Consider the following 19,931-nt stretch of genomic DNA (forward strand, 5'->3'; position numbering starts at 1 on the left):
CGAGCGGGCTCGTCAATCGCGCGCACGGCGGCGGGCCCAGACGAGTGATCCCCTCTTGGTCACGCGCAACGGGGTGGCCACGCGGAGCGAAGCGTCGTGTGCCGCCGACTCCGACAGGCCGCGGCCCCGCAGGTAGAGGGCGACGGCCGCGCGGTCGGGCAGGCTCACCAGCGGTTCGTCCCAGGGCGTCGCCCCCACCACGTCCAGAACCTCGCCGACGACAGATGTCTCCCGCTGCCGAGAACCGGGACGTCGCCCGCTGGTTCGCCGCGAAACGGCCCGGATCATCGTCATAGTCAGCGGGCAGCGCGTCACCGCGCGATGCGACCATCCCGCCACGATGCCAACCGACCCGAACACTCCGCCACCCGTTTTACAGCGGGTGTCTTCGCCACCCCGGCTCGCCGCCACCACCTCGGACGCCCGCCGCTCCGCCTGCCCTCGCCACCCCACCTCGCCGCCACCACCTCGGACGCCCGCCGCTCCGCCTGCCGTCGCCACCGAAGGGCTTCCTCGTCTGTGATCAGTACAGCCGGCAGGCGCGTCGAGTGGCGCCGGTGGCGGGCGTGTCGGATGGCGAGGCGGCCACGGCGGGCGTGGTGGCGAAGGCAGCGGCGTGGCGAGGCGCCCGGGTCGTGAGAGCGAGCGTGGAAAGGGGCCGCGGCGGGCAGGCCGCAGCCCCTTCCAGAGCGGCCGATCGACCGACCGCCCGCTCACTCAATCGCTCGCTCGCTCGCTCGCTCGCTACAAGTCAGTGGCGATGATCTTCTCGATGTTCCGTTCCGCGAGCGCCGTGATGGTGACGAACGGGTTGACGCTGGTGTTGCCGGGGATCAGCGAGCCGTCGATGACGTACAGGCCCGGATACCCGGCCAGCCGTCCGTAGTTGTCGGTGGCCTTGTTCAGGACCGCGCCCCCGAGCGGGTGGTAGGTGAGGTGGTCGCCCCACACCTTGTAGACGCCGAAGAGGTCGGTCCGGTAGATCGTCCCCTCCTTGTCGTTGATCTTGTCGAAGATCGACTTGGCCATGTCGATGGCCGGCTGCTTCCAGGCGGTCTGCCAGTTCAGATCGACCTGACCGGTCGTGGCGTTCCAGGAGAAGCGGGCGCGGTTGGGGTTCTTGGTGATCGACAGGTAGAACGAGGCGAAGGTCTCGATCCCGGTGGGCAGCGGCGCGACCTCGGCGAACGCGCCACCGGCCGCCCAGTTGTCGATGCCGGCACAGGGGATGGTCGACTGGGAGGCGCCGGTCGGGTCCCACAGGTGGTTGGCGCGGCCGCACATGACGTTGCCGTTGTCGCCCCAGCCGTTGCCGACCTCGCTGTTGAGGTTGGGCAGCGCGCCGGTGGCCTTCAGCTTGACCAGCAGCTTGCTGGTGCCGACGCTGCCGGCGGCGAAGAACACCCGGTCCGCGGTCACGGTCTTGGTGGCCGTGGTGTCACCGGTGGTGTTGATCTGCTGGATGACGACCGTGTAGCCGCCACCGGCCGCCGGGGCGACCGAGGTGACCTTGTGCAGCGGCGAGATGGTGACCCGGCCGGTGGCCTTGGCCTGGGCGAGGTAGGTCTTCTGGAGGGACTTCTTGCCGTAGTTGTTGCCGTAGAGGATCTCGCCGGCCAGGGCGGACTTGGTGGCGGTTCCGGCTGCTTCCTGCTCCATGTAGTTCCAGTCGTACACGTCGGGTACGAAGACGAACGGGAAGCCGGACCGCTGCGCGTGCTTACGGCCGACGCGGGCGAACTGGTACCAGTCGGTGGAGTCGAACCAGGCCGAACGGATGGTGCCCACCCCGAGACCGGCGTTGGCCCGCGGGTAGTAGGTGTTGTACATCTCGTCGGCGTTGACCGACGGGAGGATGGCGGCGAAGTTCTCCCGCTTGGGGGTGACCGCCATGCCGCCGTTGACCAGCGACCCGCCGCCGACGCCGCGACCCTGGTAGACGGTGATGCCGCTGAAGTCCTCGGCGTCCAGGACCCCGGTGTAGCGGGAGATGTCCCGGTCGATCGGGAAGCCGAGGAAGTAGTTGAGTGGCGCCTTGGTCCTGGTACGTAACCAGTAGGAGCGGTTGTCCGGGGAGAGCGTGCTGCAGAAGATCTTGCCGTCGGAGCCGGGGGTGTCCCAGGCCATGCCCATCTCGATCATGTGTACGTCGACACCCGCCTGGGCGAGACGCAGTGCCGCCACGGAGCCGCCGTACCCGGTGCCGATCACCAGGGCCTGGACATGGGCCCCGTTGCCGATCGGACCGGCCGCCGCCGGAGCCGCGGCCTGGGCCGCGGTGGGGTGGGCCGCGAGGGCCAGAGCGCCCACGCTTCCGGCGATGAAGCCACGACGCGAGACACCTCTGGAACCGGCCTCGCCCGGGGTGTTGTCACTCATCCGATGTTCCTTACTCTCGGTGGGATGAGAACAGGTTCTTGCTGCAGCTCGCGCCTGGAGAAAGCCTGGAAAGATCTAGCGTGCCCGCCGCGTGGCGGGTGAACGGCCGCTGGGCAGCCGGCACACGGTGTCGAGGCCCAGTACGTGGTTGAGCCGCCCGAAGGCCAGCCAGGACCCGATGCTCATGCTCAGCTCGACGATCTCGAGCTGGCTGTAGTGCGCGGTCATCCGGGTCCAGAACTCGTCGTCGAGGCCGTGGTGGTCCAGTGCGTACCGCTCGGCGTACTCGGCGGCGAGCCGGGTGCGGTCGTCGAAGGCGTCGGTGGTGCGCCACTGGGTCACCGCGTCGGCGAACTCCTCCTCGACCTTCTGCCCGTCCCGCTCGGTACGCCAGTCCAGGCAGAAGGCGCATCCGTTGATCTGCGCGATCCGCAGCCGTGCCGCCTCGAACTCGCGGAGCCCGAGGGTCGTGTGGGCGTACACCGACAGGGAGAAGTGCGAGGCGGCGGTCCCGATGCCGGGCACCATCTCACCCCAGACGTACTCGATCGCGTCCTTTCCCTCGGGGATGTCGAGGTTCATGGCTGTTTCCTCCCGAGTTTGCCGATCGCGGGGCGCAGTGGGACGTCGAGCGCGTCGTAGAGCCCGGGTTCGGCCGCCACGAGCCAGTCGATCGCGCTCACCAGCCGGCCGACCGCGGTGGCGTTGCCGCCCGCGGCCCGGTTGCCGCCCTCGTCGGTGGCCTCGATCGTGACCTCGATGCGCGGGCGGCCCTCGATGATCACCCGGTGCGCCGCGTGGCCGTCGGGCGGCGTCGGCCAGTCCGGCGCGCAGGACGGGTGAATGCGGGTGACGTGCTCGATGACGATGCGGGGCTCGCCCTCGACGATGCCCTGCACCTCGAAGCGCACCGCGCCCTGGGTGCCGGCGTCGAACTCGCCCATCGTCTCCGTACGCACCGTGGCGTCGAGCGGGCGCCGGTCGCGGCTCTCGCGGATCTCGTCGAGTTCGACGCCGAGGGCTCTGGCCATCAGCCGTACCTGGCCGCCCCACACCATGGTCGGGACCGTCGGCGCGATCATCGGCGGCTCGTAGTCCATCGGCTGGCCCATGCCGACCAGGTACCGGACCGAGTCGGGCTGGTCGTAGGTGGAGTAGTCGAAGATCTCCTGGCAGCGGATCACGTCCACGGTGCCGCCGAGTCCGCTGATCAACAGGGGCAGCACGTCGTTGCCCCAGCCCGGGTCGATGCCGGAGACGAACAGCGAGCCGCCACCGTCCGCGATGGCCGCCAGCACCGGCTCCCGCAGCTCCGGCGGGGCGTTGCGCTGGTCATAGAGCGCGTACAACGAGGGGGTGACGACCACGGCGCCGGCCCGGATCGCCCTGATGATGTCGGCGAGCGCCTCGTCGGGGCGGATGTCGCCGGACGCCGCGTAGACGACGGCGCGGGGACCGGCGGCCAGCACCGCCTCGACGTCGTCGGTCGCCGTGACCCCCAGATCATGGTCGAGCCGGGCGAGCGCGCCCGCGTCGCGGCCGACCTTGCCGGGATCGTGGACGAGTACGGCCGTGAGTGTCAGTGCCGGATGAGCCTCGACGGCACGGATGGCCGCACGGCCGACATTGCCGGTGCCCCAGACGATCGTGGACAGCATGAGCGGAGCGTAGCAAGCGCTTGGTTAGGTGCATAGAGCCATCGCGACACCGACCGCGCCCGGCGCCGCCCGGACCTGCTACGTGGAAATGAAGCTTTCATCGGCCGGAATTCGCATTGTCCGGACCGGTGAGAGATCCGCCGATAACACCTTGCATTCTCCGGTGCAAACGCCAGATCGCTGTTCAGCGACCGCCCTGAAGAGATATCCCGCTGAACGATTGAAAGAGCAAATACCCAGGTGGGACGCGCCATCGCGATCAGCTCCAAGGAGGGCGCGAATTTGCTGCCGCATTTCCCAGGACGCTGTGTGACGAGGTGAATCGTCATCGCCATTGCTTGCCGCGACTCTCGTGCCGCTCACACCACCTATGGCCCCCAACCGCCCGCGATCCTGTACGTGAACACCGACGACGGCGAGGTCGTCGCCGTCAAGCCCGAATCGCCGGTCTGACCTGCTACTTCTCCATCCGGGTGAACCATGCTGCCGATGCTCCCGTATCTGATGAAAAGCGGGCTTTCCCGCCCACGTCATCAATCCGGGAGGAGTTCCCGTATGGCGAATGCCTCGGGGAGCAAGCCATTCAGGCCATGGCTGGGAGTCGTTTCCCTAGTCGGAGGTGTCGCCCTCGTTCTGGCGGGTGGCCCATTATCCGGGCAGTCGCGGAACATGGTGAACCTGTCCGCCAGCGCGGACACGATCACCTGCCCGAACGTCGCCGACAAACTGCCGGACATTCCCGCCCAGGCCCAAGCCGAAGTGGACCGCAACCTCAAACTCCTGCAAACCCAGATCAACGAAGCCAACAACCGGCTCATCTCCTCAGCGGGGGAAGGCGGCCCCAACTTCGTACAGAACGCCATCCTCGGCCCCCTGGCCGACAAACGAACAGCCACCATCAACCGGATCGCCACAGCCATCGGACGAGTCGCCGACCGGCCCACCGGGCTGGACGGCCTGGCCACCTGCAAACTCGGCAACGGCGGCGGCGCGACCGCCCCCGCAACCCAGGACCCTGACGCCTCAGAGCCCCCCACCTCACCGCCATCGGACAACGCGACCACACCGCCGTCCGACAATGCGACCACACCCCCCGCCACCGGCGGGAACAAGATCATCTGCCCGGACGTAGCAGGCAAACTTCCCGACATTCCCGCCCAGGCCCAAGCCGAAATCGACCGCAACCTCAAACTCCTGCAAACCCAGATCAACGAAGCCAACAACCGACTCGTCTCCTCAGCAGGGGAAGGCGGCCCCAACTTCGTACAGAACGCCATCCTCGGCCCCCTGGCCGACAAACGAACAGCCACCATCAACCGCATGGCCACAGCCATCGGACGAGTCGCCGACCGGCCCACCGGGCTGGACGGCCTGGCCAAGTGCACGCTCAGCAGCGGCGGCGCCGCGAGCTCGAAGCCGAGCGCGAGCGCGAAGGCGGCGTCCGGGCCGACGGCCGACGACTTCGTCGACATCCAGTCGGTCGACCCCGTGCAGCAGCAGCAGAGGTCCGCTTCCAGCGGCTCCTTCGTCTCCAGGTGCGGCACGCCCCAGGAGGGTCACGCCAACAGCGACAACGTCATCACCGCTCCAGGTGTGGCCAAGGGTGGCCAGCAGCTGAACGACTACGTGGGCAATGTGTCCACTGACGCCTTCTCCACGAACGAGAGCCTGGCCGCCTCGGACACCACCTGCCGCATCCGCGCCGACAGGTCGACGTACTTCTGGCCGACCCTTCGGGTAGGCGGGGCGGACGGCAACGCCGTGCGGCCGTCTCTGGTGCAGTTGCAGTTCCGTGGCAACGCCATGTCGAAGGTCACGGCCGCGCCTCAGTTCCTCAGGCTGATCACCGGCGACGCGCAGGCGGTGAGCGGCGGCAAGCCCAGTGACACCGCCAGTGACGCGCCCAGCGACACTGCCAGTGACGTACCCACTGACCTGCCCACCGATGTGCCCACCGACCTGCCCACTGACGTGCCTACCGACCTGCCCAGCGATACGGCCAGTGACGTGCCGAGCGACCCGCCCACTGACACGGCCAGCGCCAAGGCCAGTGACACGGCCAGTGCCAAGGCCAGTGACACCGCCAGTGCCGCACCCAGTGACGCGCCAAGTGACGCGGCCAACGCCCGGCCCACGTGGACTTGCACCGGCTTCGCCAACAGGCTGACCGACAAGTATCCGATCTGCCCGTCCGGCAGCGACCTCATGCGCGTCTTCGACATGCCCAGCTGCTGGGACGGCCAGAACCTCGACAGCGCGGACCACCGTACCCACGTCGTCTTCCCCGACGAGAACGGAGCCTGCCCGGCCGACACCCAGGCGGTGCCGCAACTGCGCGTCACGCTCGTCTACGACGACGTGCCCAACACCCAGCCCGACGGTACGAACGTCCCCTTCATGGTGGACAGCGCCCCCAGCGAAGGGAACAGCCCGAACACCGACCACGCGGGTGCCATCGCGCTGATGTCGAAGCAGCTCATGAACAACGTCGTGCGATGCATCAACAGCGGCAGGAGGTGCTGACAACCGGAAGGAACCGCTGACAGCCGGAAGGAGGAACGCGCGAAAGGGCCACCCGAGAACCCCCTCGGGTGGCCCTTTGGCGATCAGCGGCCGCTACTGACCGCGTGGTACTGCAGGTCCTGCACCACAGGGGCGGGCCACCACAGTCCAGGGGGAGGTGACGGCGGCCGAGCGGGCCGACGTGGAGCAGGACCGGCGCCGCCCACGTGTCCCTCGACGCGAGACAGGTCAGCATGACCAACCATAAATACATTTAAGAGCCACGCACGGCTGCTTTTGATCAACAAATCGCGCTGATCGCTTACCTGCGATGTGCGCAAAGCGGGCACAGCGCTATGAAGCGCACATCCTTCGCGTTCAACGGAGCGCGGTGTCCGTCAAAAGGTTGCCGGTGTTCTGCGCGAAGTTTCCGTCTAGACTAAGCGAGCGGCTGCATAATTTAGGGCTTCCCCTCATGCCGGGAGGCGAGCGTGACAACGCCCGTAACACTCAACGAGGCCCTGGCGGCGAGCACTGCGCCGATACGGCTGCTCTTGGTCACGCCGTCGCCTATCAACGACCCTGGGCGGCTTCACCCGGAAACCGAGCTTGCGCACGTCACTGCCGCGATGGAGGAAGCGGGGGCGGAAGTGGACATCCTCCGCCTAACGCCGCCGACCATCAGTAACCTTAGGCGCGCGCTTGCCACTGATAAGTTCGACATTGTTCACGTGGCCGCTCATAGTGGTGGCGGAATCGAGTTCGAAGACCGTGACGGCACGGCGATCTTGGTGGGAGAAGACGAGTTCGCCGACGCGTTTCCCAACCGTCAGCAGTGTCTGCTCGTCCTGAACGGATGCTCGACCGAGAGCCTCGCCGACCGGCTGGCGCTCGCCAATCGCAACCTGACCACCATCTCCGTGGCCGGCAGCATCAGCAGGCGTGATGCCCTGCGCGCCATCGAGGAAATCTACGGACTCCTTTTCACCAGGACCCCGCTCAGCCAGGTGGTCAACAGCGCCTCGCAAGCCGTGCTTCGCCGCATTCCCCTGAGAAATACGGCGGATCCCATCCGAGTCCGCGGGCCACGAGAAAGCACGCCCGCGTTCGACGCCATGCCGACCAGCGGACGCCCCAGCTATTTCGCCTGCAATCCGCCGGCGAATGTGCCGACGCAGCACCGCGCGGTCGTCGATCGAGCCGACGAACTGCTCGCCCTCTATCACCGGCTCTTCGACGAAGACCGAGGAAGTCCTTACATAGGTCTTGTCGGCATCACCGGAAACGGAAAGACGACCATAGTACAGACAATGGCCAATCGCTACGGTTGGCGATTTCGTGGCGGCATCGGTTACTTCTCGCTACGGGGCAGCTTCGCGGCATCCGATCTCGCCGAGGTATTGGGCTGGCCGAAAGGGGAAGGCACCATGCGGCCCGAAGAGGTCGCCATGCGACTCTCGCGCGGCCGTTTCCTCCTCATCTTCGATGACATCGATGAAGCGCCCGAATCCGTCCTCGCGGAGGTCATAGCGCTGCTGAGCTCATGGGACACCAGCCTCGGCGGACGTGCCGTGCTCATTTCCTACTCCTATCGCGCCGAGCTGCAGAGCATCATCGGTGCGAATTGGATCACCGTGACAGGTTTGCCCCAGGACGCGTCCCGCGAACTCATGGTCGCCTGTCTGGGCGGAACCGAGAGGGCGCGGAGGCTGGTGGGCGCGGATGAGCACGTAGCCGAAGCCTCTCGGCTGTGTTTCGGGCATCCGAAGACCATCGAGTACACAGCGTCTCTCCTGCAGCTCGGACAACGCTGGACGGAGATGCGGGACGATCTCCTGAGGCTGAGCGGCGGCGGGCCACTCGCGGTCAACAGCGAGATGCTCGGCAGAGTGATCACTCTTCTGGAGGAGCGCACTCCCGCCGTGCGCGACCTCCTCGACGCCTGGGCCGTCTTCGAGGACGGAGCCGAGGAGTCAGCATGGCGGCATGTGGCGATGGGCGGCCGTGAGCTCACCCCCACCACGAGATCCCGGCTCGACGCGGCGCTCAACGAGCTTCATGGCGCCGCGTTGATCGACCGCCACGACCAGCCGGGAGGCGGCACACGCTGCGTCATGCATTCGCTCCTTGTCGCCCATCTGCGACGCCGGCACGCGGGGCTGTCCCAGGAGAAGATGAGCGACCTCGTAAGATCACAACTCGCCCAACAGCTGGAATTGGCGAACGAGGGCAACTATCCCGCCGACGAGTCGGGCAACATCCGCAGAGCGCTGCGCGTCGCCGAAGATCTGGGGCTCTGGCGAGACATCCTGAGCTACTGCGAAACGGTGGTGGGCCACCGGGACCTCCCGCTGATCCGCCGGGGACCGTGGCCCTTGGCGCTCGACCTGCTTGACGCCGCCGTCCGGTCCGCGTCCCAGTCCGGTGATCAGATACGTCAGGCGGCTTTCCTCATCGTCCGTGGCTTGGTGGAATATCGGCTCGCCGCCTTCACGAACGCGGAAGACGCCTACGGACAGGCCGCGTACTTGGCGATGGAGGCGGACGCCCGCGGTCTATGGCTGCAGGCACTTCGCGGGGTAGGCCAAGTGCATTACCGGATGGGCGATTTCGATCAGGCGGAGACCGTCTATCGGGATGCGCGCCGGCTGGCCGACGACGAAGAGGCGATCTCTGACATCGATCATCAGATCGCCAAGATTCTTTATCGCAAGGACCGGCTGGATGAGGCGCAGGAGCTGCTGACCCGCGTATACGAGAGCCGACGCCGCGCCGGTCGTGACGGAGCCCTGGCCAAAACCATCCATGAGCGGGCGCGAATAGAACACGCCGCGCGCCGGACCGACTCCGCCCGGACTCTGTATGAGGAGGCGCTGCTCCTGGAGCAGTTGGTCGGAGATCCGGTGATGGAGCAGGCGACCCTGTTCCAGATGGCCAAACTCGCTCTTGAGACCGGTCAGACCGCGGACGCGGAAAGGCTGTTCATGGAGAGCCGGCAGATCTCCGAGACGCTCGGGGATCAGGTGTGGCTGGTACACGCTCAGTTCGGCCAAGCGCTCCTCGCCTGGGCCAACAGCGCTCGCGAAAGCGCCCGAGACAAAGCGCAGAGCGCTCTGACGGAGAGCCGTGTCCTGCGGATCGGACTTACCACGGAGATCCAGAATTGGCTGGAAACCCATGAAGAAACGGAAAACAATGCCTGATATGACAGCGGCGGTCGCCGCCAAGTGGCAGAAGGCGGAGCGTTACGCCCGGGAGCAGGACAGGTTCTGCCTCGACTCGCTACAGGTCACCATGCGATCCGAACACGATGAGCGGCATATCAGCTTCGAGGCCGGCTCCTGGTCGTGCACGTGCGACTTCTTCGCAGTGCACGCCACTTGCAGCCATGTCATGGCCCTGAACTTGATATTGCGGAAACAGGCCGGTCTACAACTGCCCGACAATCTGGAGTAGCAGCATGCCAAGAGCGATCGTCAGACTCGCTGAGCGCTCGCTGGCGACGAAATTCGGCAGCTGGCGGGAGATTCTCTACTACGACGGGGTCGCGGAGAGCGTCGCCCTGGTCCACGGCGAGGTGAGCGGACAGGAGGAAGTGCCGTGCCGGGTCCACTCGGCCTGCATTTCCGCCCACGTGTTCAACAGCATCGAATGCGACTGCCGCGAGCAGATGGCCGCCTCGCAGGCGACGATCCAGGAACACGGGAGGGGGGTCGTGATCTGGCTCGATCAGGAGGGACGAGCCAACGGGCATTTCGCGCTGATGCTGGCCACTCAGCTGTCCGCCGAGGAGGGCATCCCGCAAACCGAGGCGTACCGGAGGTTGGGCTATGGCGACGACCAGCGGCACTACGAGCAGGCGACCGCCATTCTGTACGACCTGCGGGTGACGTCCATTCGCCTGCTGACCAATAGTCCGGCCAAAGCCGGTGCCATTGCTGGAGACGGAATAAAGGTAGCGAACCTGCTGCCGGTGGCGGTTGATCTGGCACGCCATCCACAGCTACGTGATTACTACCGGGACAAGATCAATCACGGCCACATCCTCGACATGCCCACGGGAACAGAGCGGTGAACGACCCGCCTCGGGTGCTCGTCATGGGCGACCTGTGTCTGGATACCGTCGTGGAGACCTGGCTGCCGAAAACCTGGTCCCGCGTCGCCGCCTCTGGCGAACTGTTGGTGCGCGGTCCCATAGCCGACCAGGTAGGTGGCACCGCTTACCAATTCGCCAGACGGGCCGTACAGTTCGGGCTCTCACCCACAGTCGTCGGCTCGGTAGGCGAGGACGCCGCCGGCGAGATCATCGGCGATGCGCTGGCCGCGGCGCCGTTCGAGTGCCGGGTTCAGCGCAGTACGACGGCTCCCACGGCTCGTACCCTCGTGGCTTACGACGCGTCCGGCGCGCGCCACATGTTCACGTCCTCGGTAAGCGCCAATGACGCCTTGTCGAGCGACTTCGTGCGCGCCGGCGAATTCGGGCCATGGGATCTCATCTGGATCTCGGGGCTTTGTCTTCGTTCCCGCTCCGTTCCACGGTTCGCGGCGGTCGTCGGGGCTGTCGCCGAGGCCAGGCGGAGTGGCGCCCTCGTGGTGCTCGACGTGGTGCCGCATGACTTCTATCGGCTCTTCGACGCGCTGACCGAGGTCGCGGAGATTCTGGGCGGCCTGGACGGAGTGGTCACCGAGGCCAATACCGCGCGACGCATGCTGGGACTGGGGCGTCAGGACGAGAAGCAGTCAGTGACGATGCTGTCCGACACGGCCGATGCGCTGCTGAAAGTGACGTCCTTGGCCATCGTTCGCCTTCGTGACGGCTCGAAGTATCACCAGCTGGCGGCCTCACGCTCCAAACTGCACGCTTCTTACTCATATCCCGTCCCCGATGGGGCGGCGCTCCTGGGCTACGGCGACTTGCTGGCGGCGGAGGCGCTGCGTGACTACCTCGAACACCGCTCGGCAGGGGGTCACGAATGACCCGGCTTCATGCGGTGCTCATCGGCGTGAACAAGTATGCCGATATAACGATCCCCGACCTGTCATACGCCCGAGCGGATGCGCTCGCCTTTGCTGAATTGTTCGGGCGGGCGTTATACGCATCAAGTGTGCGGGTGCATCCACTCGTGGACGATCAGGCGACTCGGTCGGGCATCATCGACCTTATCGGGGTGCGACTGGCACGGATCGTCGACCGCCGTGACGCGGTGCTGATCTTCTTCGCCGGGCATGGCTCCCCCGAAATTCATCCCGGCCTCGATAAAGTGTCACGCTTCTTGGTCTGCCATGACACCCAGCGGCACGCGTTGCTTTCGAGCGCCATCGAGGTGCATACAGATCTGGCCCGGCTGGCCAGCCGGCTCAATGCGCGCCTCGTGGTCTTCATCCTCGATGCCTGTTTTTCCGGCTACTCCGATGGGCGTGGGATAACCGGGCCCCTGCTGGCGGAGCAGCGCCGAACGCACCGACCGCGGATCCGGCTGGAAAACCTGCCGCTCGGTTCAGGAACGATCTTCCTGTCGGCCTGCGCCGACGACGAAGTCGCGCGGGAAGACGGCACTCTCAGACATGGCGTTTTCTCCTACTACCTGCTCGAACAGCTACGCAGTCCGGGAACGACTAACGTCATCGGTCTGGCCAGTCTGTACGACCTGGTTTTCCATCAAGTGCGTGACTATAGCAATGGCCGCCAGAACCCGGTTCTCTGGGGCGACCTCAAGGGCGCCGGTTTGCCGCGGCTACTCATTCCGGGGAGCGATCATGGGTAGGGCACTGCTCTTTACTGGCGTCAAAAAGGTCGGCAAGACGACGGCCCTGAGAAATGTCGTCACCAGACTGGCCCCCAAGAGCGTCGTGGGTTTTTACGCCACCGAGCGGCGGATAGACGGCAAGCGCGTGGGCTTCGAGATCGAGATGCTGGACGGCCGGTCAGGCCGGCTCGCGTCCATTGATTCGGACAGTGATATGCGCGTGGGGCGACTGCTCAGCCATGGACGGCTCAAGTATGGCGTGGACCTCGAATTCCTGGACGGCGTCGCGGTGCCCGCCCTTCGTGCCTCCCTGTCGAACAATCCAGGGGGAATCGTGCTGGTGGACGAGATCGGGCCCATGCAGCTGTACTCGGCGGCGTTTCGGCAGGTCGTACTCGACATGCTCGAAAGCCCGTGCCTCATCCTAGGCACGGTGATGTCCCCCGCCGAGCCGTGGGTCGATGTCCTGAAGGAACATGAAGCGGTGGAGACATTCCACCTCACGCCGCAGAACAGAGACACCGTGACAGAGATGATGTGCCTCTATCTGGAGAAGCGGGTCCTGACCATGAGCGCTTCGTACGGCATGCCCCCACCACCCTCGGCGGCCTGAGCGCGCGTCGAGCCGCTCTGACCTGCATATTTTCCCGGAATCGTGGCAGGGAACAGACATGACGGCTGGACCAGGCGGCTACCCCGAGGACTCGCGGTACCTGCCGATCGGAGAGCACGGGTTGATCGGCGACCTGCGCACGGTCGCGCTCGTGGGCACCAACGGCACGATCGACTGGTACTGCTGCCCGAGCTTCGACGCCCCGAGCGTGTTCGCCTCGATCCTGGACGCCGACAAGGGCGGGTCGTTCGAGCTGTACGCCGACACCCTGGCGAAGACCAAGCAGTTCTACTTCCCCGACACCAATGTCCTGATCACCCGCTTCTTCGCCGTCGACGGGGTGGGCGAGATCCAGGACTTCATGCCGATCGAGGATGACTCCGACGAGGTGGACCGGCACCGGGTGATCCGCCGGGTGACCTGCGTCCGTGGAACCCTCCCGTTCCGCGCCCGGGTGGCCCCCCGGTTCGACTACGCCAGGCAACCCCACACGGTCCACCAGCACGGAACCCGGACGACGTTCGAGTCGGAGTCCCTGTCCCTGGCGCTGTCCGCCAGCGTGCCCATCGAAACCGACGGACGGGACGCCTGGGCGAGCTTCGAGCTCAAGGAGGGCGAACACGCCGTATTCGCCCTCGACCGGATCGGCGACGGGATCACCCCACGACCCTGCCCGAGCGCGGAGGCGGAGGAGCAGTTCGCCGCCACGGTGCGGTACTGGCGGAAGTGGCTGTCCGCCTCCCGCTACCGGGGCAGGTGGCGTGAGGTCGTCCACCGTTCGGCCCTCACGCTGAAGCTGCTCACCTACGCGCCGACCGGGGGGATCGTCGCCGCGCCCACGACCAGCCTGCCCGAGCAGGTCAAGGGCGGACGTAACTGGGACTACCGCTACGTATGGGTACGCGACGCCGCGTTCTGCGTGTACGCGCTGCTCAGGCTCGGCTTCACCGAGGAGGCCGAAGCCTTCATGGGCTTCCTGTCCACGCACGTCCCGCTCACCGGAGCCGGCAGTACCGGCCCGCTGCAGATCATGTACGGCATCGACGGACGCAGCGAGCTGCCCGAATCCGAGCTGAACCACCTGGAGGGCTACCGGGGGTCCGCGCCGGTACGCGTGGGCAACGCCGCCGTCAGCCAGCTCCAGCTGGACATCTATGGAGCACTCCTCGACTCCATCTACCTCTACAACAAATGGGGCAACCCCATCTCCAGCGACCGCTGGGAGCAGGTCTGCACGCTAATCAACTGGGTCTGCGAGAACTGGGACCAACCCGACGAAGGCATCTGGGAGACCCGCGGCGGACGCAAGGACTTCGTCTACTCACGGCTGATGTGCTGGGTGGCCATCGAACGCGCCATGCGCATGGCCGCCCATCGAGGGCTCCCCGCCGACATACCGCGCTGGCGCCGGGCCCGCGACACGATCTACCACCAGATCATGAAACACGGCTGGTCGACCTCGCTGCAGGCGTTCGTCCAGCACTTCGACGACGACGTCCTGGACGCGTCCATCCTGATGATGCCGCTGACCAAGTTCGTCTCCCCCACCGACCCCAAGTGGCTGTCCACCCTCGACGCCCTCGGCAGCGGGCTGGTCTCCGACTCGCTGGTCTACCGTTACAACCCCGAAGCCAGCCCGGACGGTCTGGAGGGGCCGGAGGGCACGTTCTCGATCTGCTCGTTCTGGTACGTCGAAGCCCTGGCCCGCGCCGGCCGCGTCGACGAAGCCCGCCTGGCCTTCGAGAAGATGCTCACCTACGCCAACCACCTGGGGCTGTACGCGGAAGAGATCGGACACACCGGCGAGCAACTCGGCAACTTCCCGCAGGCGATCACCCACCTGGCCCTCATCAGCGCCGCCTTCAACCTCGACCACGCCCTCGGCTAGTTCCTCGGGAGCAGTGTCGACGAACGTCCCGACCGCTCCATTGACAACCGTGGGGGCGGGCGGTGCGGCCCGCCCCCTCTTCGTTCAGCGGGCGTGCAGGCGGAACGGCAGGCGGACGGTGATGAACTCGTCGTTGTCCGGCTGCCCGGCCGTCCGTCCGGACGAGAACGGGAAGTTGTTGTCGTTGAGGATGCCGAGCGTGCGGTCGTCGAGGATCACGACGTCCTCGATGGTCTGGAACGGGAAGCGGAAAGTCTCGCCGAACCCGCCCAGGCCCTTGGGGTTGGCCAGGTCCAGCAGGTCGGCGGCGAGCGTCTTGTCCAGCGCGCCGTCGTGGTCGCGATCGCGGGTGTCGGCCAGGTAGACGCGCTTGAGCTTGGCCGCGTCGCCCTGCTCGTTGTCCCGCTCGATGATGAGGAAGCGGTGCTCGTCCACCGCGATGGCGTCGCCGATCGCGTTGGTCGGGCTGTCCAGCTTGTACGTCCAGCGCTTGCCGGTATACGCCCGCTTCCGGACGTCGAACTCGTTCAGCCGCAGCGTACCCGCCGGATCTCCGCTGACCGTGCCCTCCAGCAGCGGGTAGAGCCACCGGCCGTCGGCGGAACGGGCCATGCCCTCGAAGCCCTTGCTGCCGGCCAGGTTCGGCGTCGCGCCGTTGAGGGTCGGGTTCTCCGGCGCCTTGACGCCGGGCAGCTCGATCGGCGCCTCCAGCAGCGTGCCGGTGGCGGAGAAGTGCAGCAGGAACGGGCCGAACTCATCGCCGATCCAGTACGTGCCGTCCGCCGCCCGGACGATCGACTCCACGTCGAAGTCGGCGCCGGTGAGCACCCGGTCCGCCCTGGTCAGCGGCCACGAGACCCGGCCGCGCGGGTCTGACAGGTTGAACCCGCCCAGCACCCGTACGGTGCCCGCCTTGAAGTCCGGGCTGATCCGGTGCACGCGCAGCAGGAAGTCGGCGCTGTTGTTCTTGCCGCCGTACCCGTTGTCGGACAGCACGTCGAAGCTGCCGTCGCCGCGCCGGACGATGCCGCTGAACCCCTGGACCGGCTGGCCGGCGAAGGGCGGGGTGACGCCGTTGATCGGGGTGGTGCCGATCTGGGAGCCGGAGGGCTCGCTGCCGGGCACGAAGGTCTGCGCCGGGAGAGCGGCGAACCCGGTCAGCGTGGCGCGGCCCGTGTTGTCCCGCGCGCCGTCCTGTGCGGCGGCGTAGGACGCGGGACCGGTCGTGGGGGCGAGGCTCACGGCCAGCAGGGCCGCGCCCACCGCGAGGGAGATGCGTTTCATGACCGGCACGCTAGGAGCGTCACATGACGTGATTCCAAACGCAGTGCGTACGAATCATTCACTTTCGGGCGATCAAGATGATCGATCCGGGTGCCGGTTCTTCCTCAAGCGTTCACCATAAGGACGGAGTGCGGGGTGCCGCCCGTTCCCGCGACGCAATTGGGTCGGCTCCTGCAGACGTCAACGTTGGAGGAGATGTCCCATGTCCGCACCTGTCTCTCGCCGTTCCTTCCTCGGCCGCAGCGCCGCCGGTGGCCTCGGCATAGTGTTCGCCGGCAGCATCGAGGCGATCGCCGGGCCCGCCGCGTTCGCGGCCACGCGGCCCCCGCTCGGCTACGGCCCGCTGGTCGCCGATCCGGCCGGGGTGCTGGCCCTGCCCGCCGGGTTCTCGTACCGGATCGTCGCGGAGGCGGGGGTGACGCTGCTGGAGAGCGGCGAGCCGACGCCGAGCGACGCGGACGGGACGGCGAGCTTCACCCGTGGCAAGGGCGCCGGGTTTGACGGTGACGGAGCGGACAGCGAAGGAGCGGACAGCGAAGGAGTGGACGCAGAGCTCGGGCGTGGCAAGGGCGGCGCCACGCTGGTCAACAACCACGAGATCGGTGGCAGCGAGCCGTACCGGGTGCCCGCGTTGCCTGGCCTCACCTACGATCCGGGCGCGGGCGGTGGCACCACCAACATCGACGTGGACGCGCACGGCGTACGGATCCGCGAATACGTCAGCCTGGCCGGCACGCACAACAACTGCGCGGGCGGCAAGACCCCTTGGAACACCTGGCTGACCTGCGAGGAGACCGAGCAGCGGGCCGGTGGCGCCTTCCAGAAGGACCACGGGTACGTCTTCGAGGTCGACCCGTTCGACCGCAAGGCCAACCAGGACCCGGTGCCGCTGAAGTTTCTCGGCCGTTACTCGCACGAGGCCGTCGCCGTCGACCCGAAGACGTCGGCGATCTACCTGACCGAGGACGCTTCCGGACCGAACGGGCTCTACTACCGCTGGACGCCGCCGAAGGGGTTCCATGGCGGCAAGGGCGCGCTGCGGGAGCTGGCCCTCTCCGACGGCGGCGCGACCGCGGGCAAGCTGGAGGCGCTGAGCTGCTATCGCGACGGCGCGCACGTCGCCGACCTGTCGGAGGCCACCTCCCCCGGCACCCGCTACCAGGTCCGATGGGTGGAGGTGCCCGAACGCGACGCGCTCGTCCAGTCCGTACGCACCCAACTCCCCAACGACCAGATCACCCGCAGCCGCAAGCTGGAGGGCGCCTGGTGGGCGGACGGCGGCGCCTATTTCGTCGCGAGCTACGCGCGCCACACCGACGGCAGCGTCAACGAGCACGACGGCCAGGTGTGGTTCTACGACCCGCGCCACCAGACGGTCACGCTGAAGACCATCTTCGGCGTCAACCCCGACCCCGCCCAGGACACGAACTATGACGGGCCGGACAACATCACCGTCTCGCCGTACGGAGGAGTGATCCTCGCGGAGGACGGAGAGGGCATCCAGCACCTGGTGGGCGTCACCGCGCAGGGCAAGGCGTACCCGATGGCGCGCAACGAACTCAACGACAGCGAGTTCACCGGCCCCAACTTCAGCGCCGACGGCCGGATCCTGTTCGCCAACATCCAGAGCCCCGGCCACGTCCTGGCGATCACCGGCCCGTGGCGCCGTCCCTCCAACGCCGACTGAACCAGTCCGACGCCGGCTAGACACGGCTCGGCTGTGGTGCGGAGACCGGACTTCGTTATCCGGTCTCCGCTGGGTGTTCACGGTCGGTTCACCACACGCGCCTAACGTCCGGGTTACGGCGAGACGATGGGGACAACGACATGGAGCACGTGACGTTCCTGGTCGTCGTGGTGATCATCACGGCGCTGGCCTTCGACTTCACCAACGGTTTCCACGACACGGCCAACGCGATGGCCACCTCCATCGCGACCGGCGCGCTACGGCCCAAGGTGGCGGTGGCGATCTCGGGCGTACTCAACGTCCTGGGCGCCTTCCTGTCGGTGGAAGTGGCCAAGACGATCTCTGGCGGGATCGTGGACGACAGGCTGGTGACGCCGCCGATGGTGTTCGCCGGGCTGATCGGCGCGATCCTGTGGAACCTGCTCACCTGGCTGTTCGGGCTGCCGTCCAGCTCCTCGCACGCGCTGTTCGGGGGCCTGATCGGCGCGGTCTGGGTCGGCGCCGGGATGCGCGGCGTCCACTTCGACACGGTGCTGCAGAAGATCCTCATCCCGGCACTGGCCTCGCCGCTGATCGCCGGGTTCGTGGCCATGAGCGCCACCTACCTGGCGTACACGATCACCGCCCGCGCCCGGCACGAGTCGGTGACCACCACCTTCCGCTTCGGTCAGATCGTCTCCGCGTCGCTGGTGTCGCTGGCTCATGGCACCAACGACGCGCAGAAGACCATGGGCGTCATCACCCTGACGCTGATCTCGACCGGCGCGCTCGCCTCCGGCTCCGGCCCGCCCGTCTGGGTGATCGCCGCCGCTGGGCTGACCATCGGCCTGGGCACCTACCTGGGTGGCTGGCGCATCATCCGTACCATGGGCAAGGGCCTCACCGAGATCGAGTCGCCGCAGGGCTTCGCCGCCGAGGCGAGCGCGACCACGGTCATCCTGGCCTCCTCCCACCTGGGCTTCGCGCTGTCCACCACACAGGTGGTCTCCGGCGCCATCCTCGGCACCGGCCTCGGCCGCCGCCTCGCTCAGGTGCGCTGGGGCCTGGCCGGCCGAATGGCGCTGGCCTGGCTGCTCACCCTGCCCGCGGCGGCCGCGGTGGGCGGAGTGGCCGCCGCCGTGGCCACCACCGGCACGCTCGGCGTCACCATCGCCGCCGTGGTCGCGATCGCCGTCTCAGCCGGCCTGTACGCGGCCAGCCGCCGCGAGCCCGTACACGCGGGCAACGTCAACGAACTGCCCACCCAGCCGGAGCGGGTCGCCGCCTGAAACGACCCGCCCGCCCAACCACGGCGGGTCGCCGCCTGAGGGGATCGTGATGGACATCAAATGGGCCGCTCTCGGCCAGGTCTTCGTCGTCAGCCTCGCCGTCAGCGTCGTCGTCGTGGTCGTCTTCTCGCTCGGTGTGCTGGCGATATCGGCCCGCCAGATAGCCGAGGAGCGGCAGGCCACGGGCACCGGCCCGCTGGCCGCCGCCGTCCTGTGCTTCGCCGCCTGCGCGGCGGTGGTCGGCTACGGCATCTACCTGATCGTCCCGCAGTTCCACTGACCTCCACCTCCGAACGGCGACCACGCGGCGCCTTCCCTCCACCCAAGGACCCGTATACCCGAGGACCCGTATGCCCAAGGACCCCTACGCCCGAGGGCGGGACCAGCGGACGAGGATGGACACCGCGATCAGCGTCGTCATCAGCGCGTCGCCGACGTGCAGGACGTAGAGCCCCACCGGATACTGCTCGTGGATGACGGAGCCCGCGATCGCCAGCGCCTGGAACCCACCCCACACCAGGAGGCCGAGCCGCAGCGCACCCGGCCAGGTCACGATCCGGAGCCAGCTCATGAGCGTGGCCAGCACGAGCATCTCGATGACGTTCCTGCCGAATTGAGCGGCTACCTCCCACGCCTGAGGAGAGGTGGACGCGATCCCACCGCTCAACCTCATCCACACGCCGCCGAACACCGCGTAGTAGACGGCACTGGCGAACAGCGTCGCCAGTGCCGCGCCGACGACCGCCCAGTAGCTGGTCCTGATGGTCGTCATCTCTCGCCGGCCCGCCTGCTGGATCGTCTGCCGCTCCGCCCGCTGACCCATCTGCTCGCCCGCCTGCTGGATCGTCTGCTGGTCCATCTGCTGGTTCATCGCGATCTCCTGATCCGCTCGACTTGCCTTTGGT

Annotated in this window: 17 protein-coding genes; 11 read left to right on the plus strand and 6 right to left on the minus strand. The window is 67.2% G+C overall.

The window, feature by feature from the left end:
- Positions 1 to 12: 12 nt before the first annotated feature.
- The 4 genes from AB0J16_RS26670 to AB0J16_RS26685 all read right to left on the minus strand — a co-directional run bounded on the left by AB0J16_RS26670 (position 13) and on the right by AB0J16_RS26685 (position 4,037).
- Positions 13 to 501, minus strand: coding sequence for a hypothetical protein (locus tag AB0J16_RS26670; RefSeq protein ID WP_358544348.1), 489 nt, complete (start codon positions 499 to 501; stop codon positions 13 to 15).
- Between the two features lie 243 nt (positions 502 to 744).
- On the minus strand, positions 745 to 2,379 hold the full coding sequence (locus AB0J16_RS26675) for a GMC oxidoreductase (protein WP_358544350.1): 1,635 nt from the start codon (positions 2,377 to 2,379) through the stop codon (positions 745 to 747).
- Positions 2,380 to 2,454: 75 nt separating this feature from the next.
- On the minus strand, positions 2,455 to 2,961 hold the full coding sequence (locus AB0J16_RS26680) for a carboxymuconolactone decarboxylase family protein (protein ID WP_358544351.1): 507 nt from the start codon (positions 2,959 to 2,961) through the stop codon (positions 2,455 to 2,457).
- On the minus strand, positions 2,958 to 4,037 hold the full coding sequence (locus AB0J16_RS26685) for a dihydrodipicolinate reductase (RefSeq protein WP_358544352.1): 1,080 nt from the start codon (positions 4,035 to 4,037) through the stop codon (positions 2,958 to 2,960). Before AB0J16_RS26685 ends, AB0J16_RS26680 begins: the two co-directional genes overlap by 4 nt.
- Positions 4,038 to 4,706: 669 nt before the next feature.
- Here AB0J16_RS26685 and AB0J16_RS26690 point away from each other — a divergent pair.
- The 8 genes from AB0J16_RS26690 (at position 4,707) to AB0J16_RS26725 (ending at position 14,787) form a co-directional block, all read left to right on the plus strand.
- Positions 4,707 to 6,560 carry a DUF1996 domain-containing protein gene (locus AB0J16_RS26690; RefSeq protein ID WP_358544354.1) on the plus strand — a complete coding sequence of 618 codons (1,854 nt, stop codon included), beginning with the start codon at positions 4,707 to 4,709 and terminating at the stop codon, positions 6,558 to 6,560.
- A gap of 470 nt (positions 6,561 to 7,030) precedes the next feature.
- On the plus strand, positions 7,031 to 9,742 hold the full coding sequence (locus AB0J16_RS26695) for a tetratricopeptide repeat protein (RefSeq protein ID WP_358544355.1): 2,712 nt from the start codon (positions 7,031 to 7,033) through the stop codon (positions 9,740 to 9,742).
- A 1-nt stretch (position 9,743) separates the two neighbouring features.
- The gene (locus tag AB0J16_RS26700; protein WP_358544357.1) at positions 9,744 to 9,995 is read left to right on the plus strand and encodes an SWIM zinc finger family protein; all 252 of its coding nucleotides are present in this window, start codon (positions 9,744 to 9,746) and stop codon (positions 9,993 to 9,995) included.
- 4 nt (positions 9,996 to 9,999) lie between these two features.
- Positions 10,000 to 10,614, plus strand: coding sequence for a hypothetical protein (locus tag AB0J16_RS26705; protein WP_358544358.1), 615 nt, complete (start codon positions 10,000 to 10,002; stop codon positions 10,612 to 10,614).
- Between the two features lie 50 nt (positions 10,615 to 10,664).
- A complete protein-coding gene (locus AB0J16_RS26710; protein ID WP_358544359.1) occupies positions 10,665 to 11,516 on the plus strand; it encodes a PfkB family carbohydrate kinase in 852 nt (283 codons plus the stop codon).
- Positions 11,513 to 12,304: a caspase family protein gene (locus AB0J16_RS26715; RefSeq protein WP_358544360.1), complete on the plus strand. Its 792-nt coding sequence runs from the start codon at positions 11,513 to 11,515 to the stop codon at positions 12,302 to 12,304. Before AB0J16_RS26710 ends, AB0J16_RS26715 begins: the two co-directional genes overlap by 4 nt.
- Positions 12,297 to 12,899 carry a nucleoside-triphosphatase gene (locus tag AB0J16_RS26720; protein WP_358544362.1) on the plus strand — a complete coding sequence of 201 codons (603 nt, stop codon included), beginning with the start codon at positions 12,297 to 12,299 and terminating at the stop codon, positions 12,897 to 12,899. The genes AB0J16_RS26715 and AB0J16_RS26720 overlap by 8 nt, the downstream gene beginning before the upstream one ends.
- Before the next feature lie 58 nt (positions 12,900 to 12,957).
- Positions 12,958 to 14,787: a glycoside hydrolase family 15 protein gene (locus tag AB0J16_RS26725; RefSeq protein WP_358544363.1), complete on the plus strand. Its 1,830-nt coding sequence runs from the start codon at positions 12,958 to 12,960 to the stop codon at positions 14,785 to 14,787.
- An 84-nt stretch (positions 14,788 to 14,871) separates the two neighbouring features.
- On the opposite strand, the gene AB0J16_RS26730 is transcribed toward AB0J16_RS26725, so the two are convergent.
- The gene (locus AB0J16_RS26730; RefSeq protein ID WP_358544364.1) at positions 14,872 to 16,071 is read right to left on the minus strand and encodes an esterase-like activity of phytase family protein; all 1,200 of its coding nucleotides are present in this window, start codon (positions 16,069 to 16,071) and stop codon (positions 14,872 to 14,874) included.
- Positions 16,072 to 16,273: 202 nt separating this feature from the next.
- Here AB0J16_RS26730 and AB0J16_RS26735 point away from each other — a divergent pair, with 202 nt between their 5' ends.
- From AB0J16_RS26735 to AB0J16_RS26745, 3 genes are all read left to right on the plus strand, one after another.
- Entirely contained in the window at positions 16,274 to 17,758 is a 1,485-nt protein-coding gene (locus AB0J16_RS26735; protein WP_358544366.1) for an alkaline phosphatase PhoX, read from the plus strand.
- Between the two features lie 140 nt (positions 17,759 to 17,898).
- Positions 17,899 to 19,026, plus strand: a complete 1,128-nt coding sequence (locus tag AB0J16_RS26740; protein WP_358544368.1) for an inorganic phosphate transporter — start codon at positions 17,899 to 17,901, stop codon at positions 19,024 to 19,026.
- Positions 19,027 to 19,075: 49 nt separating this feature from the next.
- Positions 19,076 to 19,306 carry a hypothetical protein gene (locus AB0J16_RS26745; protein WP_358544370.1) on the plus strand — a complete coding sequence of 77 codons (231 nt, stop codon included), beginning with the start codon at positions 19,076 to 19,078 and terminating at the stop codon, positions 19,304 to 19,306.
- Positions 19,307 to 19,390: 84 nt separating this feature from the next.
- Here AB0J16_RS26745 and AB0J16_RS26750 read toward each other — a convergent pair whose 3' ends face one another.
- Positions 19,391 to 19,897 carry a DUF1761 domain-containing protein gene (locus tag AB0J16_RS26750; RefSeq protein ID WP_358544372.1) on the minus strand — a complete coding sequence of 169 codons (507 nt, stop codon included), beginning with the start codon at positions 19,895 to 19,897 and terminating at the stop codon, positions 19,391 to 19,393.
- Between the last annotated feature and the right edge of the window lie 34 nt (positions 19,898 to 19,931).

It is taken from the genome of Nonomuraea sp. NPDC049750, from assembly GCF_040659625.1.
Lineage (GTDB): Bacteria > Actinomycetota > Actinomycetes > Streptosporangiales > Streptosporangiaceae > Nonomuraea.